The following is a 4,820-nucleotide window of genomic DNA, read 5'->3' on the forward strand; positions in this document are numbered from 1 at the left end:
GGCGGCCAGCGCCAGCACGATGGTGGCGACCTGGAAGGCGCTCAGGTCCGCGCTGTCCAGCACGGCCGGCTGCACAATGGCCGCGGCGGTGGTCAACGCCACGGTGGCCGAACCCTGGGCCAGGCGCACCACGGCGGCGATCAGGAAGCCGGCCACGATCAGCGGCATGCCAACCTGCTCCAGCGAGTCGGCGATCGCGTTGCCGATGCCGCTGGCGCGCAGCACGCCGCCGAACNNGCAGGCGCGCCAGCGCCAGCTGCGCACGGGCGCGGAAGCGGTGCAGGCGGCGCGAGCGGTCGAGCGGCAGTGCGCGCGGGCCGAACAGCTCGGCCAGTTCGCCCGCGGCGGTGCGGCGCAGCAGATCCATCTGGAAGAAGCGTTCCTGGGCGTGCACGAAGCCGGTCGCATAGGCCACGTCGGCGCGGCTGGCGCCGCTGATGAAGGGCACGCCGGCGCCGTCGCGCGCCACCGTCACCGCGGCTTGCATGCCGGGCGCCCTGCGCTCGCCGTCGAGCTGCGCCAGGCTGGCGCGCAAGTACAGCCAGCCGGCGGCCAGCGCCAGCACNNCCAGAAGCCGGAGTCGTTCACGTGGCCGGCGAACACCGAGCCGGCGGCCAGCGCCAGCACGATGAGCGCCACCAGTCCGGCTACCCCGCGCAGGGTCCAGGTCTTCCAACGGCGCTGACGCATGTGTTTCTCCTTGTTTTTTTGGGGCGTATCTTGCCAGAAAACAGGGTTCTCCGGCGAACCGGATTTGTTCCATGCATGCGGGGTGTCGCACGATTGATTTACGCACGACGTATCCCCATCTATACTGAAACGGCACCGCCAGGACGGCGGACGAAGGAGGCGATCATGCAAATGGCAAAGTATGCGGTACTGGCAATGACCCTGGGACTGGCTGCCTGCTCCACGCCGCAGCAGCGCGCCGAGCGCATGCAGGCGGAAATGACCGAGCTGATGACCATCTACGGTCCGGCCTGCTCGCGCCTCGGCTATGCACAGAACAGCGACCAGTGGCGCCAGTGCGTGCTGCAACTCAGCACGCGCGAGGAACTGCGCCAGGCTCCCTCGTATTATGGGGGCTGGGGTGCGCGCCACTGGCGTGGTGGAGGCTACTGGGGACCGTACTGGTAAGCATGTGCGCGAACGCGGCCTTGGTCATGGCCGTGTGGGTCGCAAGCAAGCGCTCGACCGTGGCCTGCGCATGGCGCAGCAGCCGCGGATGGCGCACGTCCGGCGGATGCAGGCTCAGCCGGATGAGCGGACGGCGCGCCAGCGCCAGCGTCAAGGCGTCCGCCACCAGCGGCGATACCAGCCGGCCGGTCCGGTTGCGCGCCGCGTAGACCAGCGAGGGCGACAGCACCACCCCGCCGCTGCCTGGCTTGCCTGCGCCTTCCGTGCCGGCGCCAAGCAGGTGAAAGCGCAGGAAAGTCGTGGTGTAGTCGAAATCGAAGGCGCGCAGGGCCTGCCAGGCGCCCTCGCCCATCAGCCAGGCCGGCGGCACGAAGCCGCGTACCGGCCAGCCACGCTCGGCGAACCAGTCGAGTCCGCACTGGATGCGCCGCGCCGCCTCGTCGGCCGGCAGGGCCGCGAACTCGCCTTCGTGGCTATATTTCGTACGCAAGAAACGCTCGCTCAGGCCGGGGCCGCGCGGTGCTGTATCCAGATGGGTATAGCCGTGCAACGCGAGCTCGTCAGCTTGCGCCAGGGCCCGTTCGAGCCCTGCTTCCATCCGCGCCGGTTCGCCGCCGGGACGGTGGTACTGGGGCACCACCAGCCAGGTCAGCGGCAGCTCAGCCACCTCGCGCATGGCCCGCGCCAGACGGCTGCACTCGTTCCAGGTGGCCGGGGCAACGTCGTGGATCGACACGCACAGGGCCGGTCGCTGCGTCCTGGCTGCTTTCGTAGAGTCGCCGTCCGCTTGCCGCTCCATGTCAGTCGGGGGCAAGGACCCGCTCCAGCACGCGCGCGGCTCCCGGGCGCGCCGCGAGCAGGCTGCCGTAGCGGTGCATCAGCTGCGGGAAGACCTGGCTCCAGTCATAGTGCTCGTGCGCCTTGCGCCGTGCGTTGGTAGAGAGGCGCACCAGGTCGCGCGCATAGATGGCTTCGATGGCGCCGGCCAGGCTGTCGGCGTCATTGGGACGCGCCAGGATGCCGGTCTGCTCGTCGACCAGCTCGGCCACCCCGCCCCCGCTGGTGCCCACCACCGGCAGGCCGCAGGCCATCGCCTCCAGCACGATCAGGCCGAAGGTTTCGCAATCTCCCGGATGCACCAGCACGTCGCAGCTGGCCAGCAGGCCGGCCAGCGCGCACTGGTCGCGCTGGAAGGGCAGGAAGCTCAGCTGCGCATGCTGCGGCAGCGGCGCCCCGCCCCCGACCAGCAGCAGGTGGTAGGGCTTGCCGAGCTTGCGCACGGCCTCGACCAGATAGCTCAGCTTCTTGTCGGCCGTGAAGCGGCCGGCATAGACCAGCAGGCGCGTGTCTTCCGGCAGGCCGAGCTCGGCCCGCAGGCTGTCGCGCCGGCGGCGCGGGTGGAAGATGTCGCTGTCGATGCCGAGCGGTTGGTGCAGGGCATGGGTGACGCCCATGTCGGCCAGCTGGTGCACCATCAGCCGGCTTGGCGCCAGCACGGTATCGAACTCGCCGTACAGGTGGGCGAGGTACTTGCAGGTGCCGTGGGAAATGGTTTCGCCAAAACGGTTCTGCACCAGGCGCGGCAGGTCGGAATGGTAGAAGGCGAGCGCCGGGATGCCGAGCTGCTGGCGCAGGCGCAATGCCGCCCATGCACTGTGGCCGGCATCGCCCGCCTCGATCAGGTCGGGCCGGGCCGCACGCAGGCGCCGCGCCGCGGCCGCCACCGAGACTGGCATGCGGTAGCCGTGGATGCCGGGCAGCGCCACCGCCGGCACCCGCACCAGGCTGGGCGCTTCGTCCTCGCCGACATTGGGACTGAAAATGGTATGCCGCGCCCAGCCGTAACGCGCAAGCCAGCGCGACTTGGCGTTCAGGTAGGTACTGACGCCGCCGCCCTCGGCAGCGTAGAACATCGTGACGTCGACAAGATGCATGTGGGGTCCGCTGAAAGTACCAAAGTAGCAGCGGTCCATCAACGAGGCTTGCGCGCACGCACAGGCATCCGCGGAACTCGCTACCGGTCGTCTTTAGTCTTTACAGTGGATTATGCGCTGCGGCGATCCAGCATGGCGCGCGCAATCGTGCCGGCATCGACATACTCGAGTTCGCCGCCGACGGGCACGCCGCGCGCCAGCCGGCTGACCTTCAGCCCGCGCGCCTTCAGCATCTCGCTGATGTAGTGGGCGGTCGCTTCGCCCTCGTTGGTGAAATTGGTTGCGAGCACCACTTCGTCGACCACGCCGTCGGCGGCGCGTCCGACCAGCTTGTCGAGGTGCAGGTCGCGCGGCCCGATGCCGTCCAGCGGCGAGAGCCGCCCCATCAGCACGAAGTACAGGCCCTTGTAGGTCATGGTCTGCTCGATCATCATCTGGTCGGCAGGGGTTTCGACGACGCACAGCAGCGCGCGGTCGCGCGCCTCGTCGGCGCACAGATCGCACACTTCGGTGTCGGCGAAGGTATTGCACATCGCGCAGTGGTGGACCGTGTCCACCGCCTGGTACAGCGCGCGCGACAGCATGGCCGCGCCTTCGCGGTCATGCTGCAGCAAGTGAAAGGCCATGCGTTGCGCCGACTTCGGACCAATGCCGGGCAGGCGCCGCAGCGCCTCGGTCAGGAAGTCGAGCGACCTGGACATGAGGTTTTTTCTTTCTCTTTAGAACGGCATCTTGAAGCCCGGCGGCAGCGGCATGCCGGCGGTCAGGCCGCTCATCTTCTCGGCGGAGGTGGCTTCGGCCTTGCGCACGGCGTCGTTGAACGCGGCCGCGACCAGGTCTTCCAGCATGTCGCGGTCGTCACCCAGCAGCGACGGGTCGATGGTGACGCGCTTGACGTCGTTCTTGCAGGTCATGACGACCTTGACCAGGCCGGCGCCCGACTGGCCCTCGACTTCGATCTGAGCCAGCTGCTCCTGCGCCTTCTTCATGTTGTCCTGCATGGCTTGCGCCTGTTTCATCAGGCCTGCGAGCTGGTTTTTCATCATGGTCGGTATCTCCAAAAAGTGCCAAGTGGTTGATTCAATAGGTCAGGCCGCGGCCGGCTTCACCGAGCCGGGCACGACGAAGGCGCCGAAGGTCCGCTCCATCGCCTGCACGAAGGGATCGGCGGCGACCAGGGCTTCGGCCTGGCGCTGGCGCTCCTCGCGCGCCGCCTTGGCTTCGGCCGCGGCGGTGTACCAGGTCGGGCCGATCTCGGTATCGAGGCTGACGCGCACCGAGGGAAACTGCTCCTGCAGCGCGGCCGTCAGCTTCTCGCTGTTGCCGCTGGCGCGCAGGGTGTCGACCGGCACGCGCAGGCGGAAGGTCGCGGCCTGTTCGTGCGCCACGCATTCGATCAGTTCGGTCTGCAGGGCCAGTTGCTGGGACACGCCGCGCAGCGGCAGGCTGGCGGCCAGCGCCGGCCAGTTGCCGTCCCAGCCGATGGCCGGGACCGGCGTAATGACGTAGGGATGCGGCGGCGCGGCCGGCGCGCGCGCAGGAGCGCCTGTCGCATGCGCCAGGCCCATGACGGCGGCCGGCGCTTCGGCGGCGACCGCGGTGTCGTCGGAAAACTCGGTGACCCAGGAAGGCGGCTCGTCATCGCTTGCCGCAGCCTGCATGCGCGCCTGGGGCTGCTGCATCTGCTGGACGGCTTGCGGCTGCTGCGGCTGGGCGGCCTGCGGCTGTTCCCACGGCGGCGTCGATCCC

The 4,820-nt window shown here is 69.0% G+C and carries 6 protein-coding genes and 3 pseudogenes; 1 reads left to right on the forward strand and 8 read right to left on the reverse strand.

Annotated features, from left to right (window positions below):
* The 3 genes and pseudogenes from B2R83_RS24090 to B2R83_RS24045 form a co-directional block, all read right to left on the reverse strand.
* A pseudogene (locus B2R83_RS24090) lies at positions 1-408 on the reverse strand (hypothetical protein); the annotation flags it as partial.
* Positions 296-565 (reverse strand): annotated as a pseudogene (locus B2R83_RS24040) (penicillin acylase family protein); the annotation flags it as partial. The pseudogenes B2R83_RS24040 and B2R83_RS24090, both read right to left, overlap by 113 nt.
* Positions 472-690: a hypothetical protein gene (locus tag B2R83_RS24045; RefSeq protein ID WP_414674411.1), complete on the reverse strand. Its 219-nt coding sequence runs from the start codon at positions 688-690 to the stop codon at positions 472-474. The gene B2R83_RS24045 and the pseudogene B2R83_RS24040, both read right to left, overlap by 94 nt.
* A gap of 165 nt (positions 691-855) precedes the next feature.
* Between B2R83_RS24045 and B2R83_RS12710 the strand changes: the two genes are divergently transcribed.
* Positions 856-1,137, forward strand: coding sequence for a hypothetical protein (locus B2R83_RS12710; protein WP_229446049.1), 282 nt, complete (start codon positions 856-858; stop codon positions 1,135-1,137).
* On the opposite strand, the gene B2R83_RS12715 is transcribed toward B2R83_RS12710, so the two are convergent.
* From B2R83_RS12715 to B2R83_RS12735, 5 genes and pseudogenes are all read right to left on the reverse strand, one after another.
* A complete protein-coding gene (locus tag B2R83_RS12715) occupies positions 1,040-1,951 on the reverse strand; it encodes a polysaccharide deacetylase family protein (RefSeq protein WP_292041751.1) in 912 nt (303 codons plus the stop codon). The genes B2R83_RS12710 and B2R83_RS12715 overlap by 98 nt on opposite strands.
* Positions 1,938-3,071, reverse strand: coding sequence for a glycosyltransferase (locus B2R83_RS12720; RefSeq protein WP_292041753.1), 1,134 nt, complete (start codon positions 3,069-3,071; stop codon positions 1,938-1,940). The genes B2R83_RS12715 and B2R83_RS12720 overlap by 14 nt, the downstream gene beginning before the upstream one ends.
* Before the next feature lie 110 nt (positions 3,072-3,181).
* Complete coding sequence (recR, locus tag B2R83_RS12725; RefSeq protein ID WP_285380713.1) at positions 3,182-3,772, reverse strand: recombination mediator RecR; 591 nt, start codon at positions 3,770-3,772, stop codon at positions 3,182-3,184.
* A gap of 18 nt (positions 3,773-3,790) precedes the next feature.
* Positions 3,791-4,117: a YbaB/EbfC family nucleoid-associated protein gene (locus B2R83_RS12730; RefSeq protein WP_027866165.1), complete on the reverse strand. Its 327-nt coding sequence runs from the start codon at positions 4,115-4,117 to the stop codon at positions 3,791-3,793.
* 42 nt (positions 4,118-4,159) lie between these two features.
* Positions 4,160-4,820 (reverse strand): annotated as a pseudogene (locus tag B2R83_RS12735) (DNA polymerase III subunit gamma/tau); the annotation flags it as partial.

It is taken from the genome of Massilia sp. UBA6681 (genome assembly GCF_002454935.1).
GTDB lineage: Bacteria > Pseudomonadota > Gammaproteobacteria > Burkholderiales > Burkholderiaceae_D > Telluria > Telluria varians.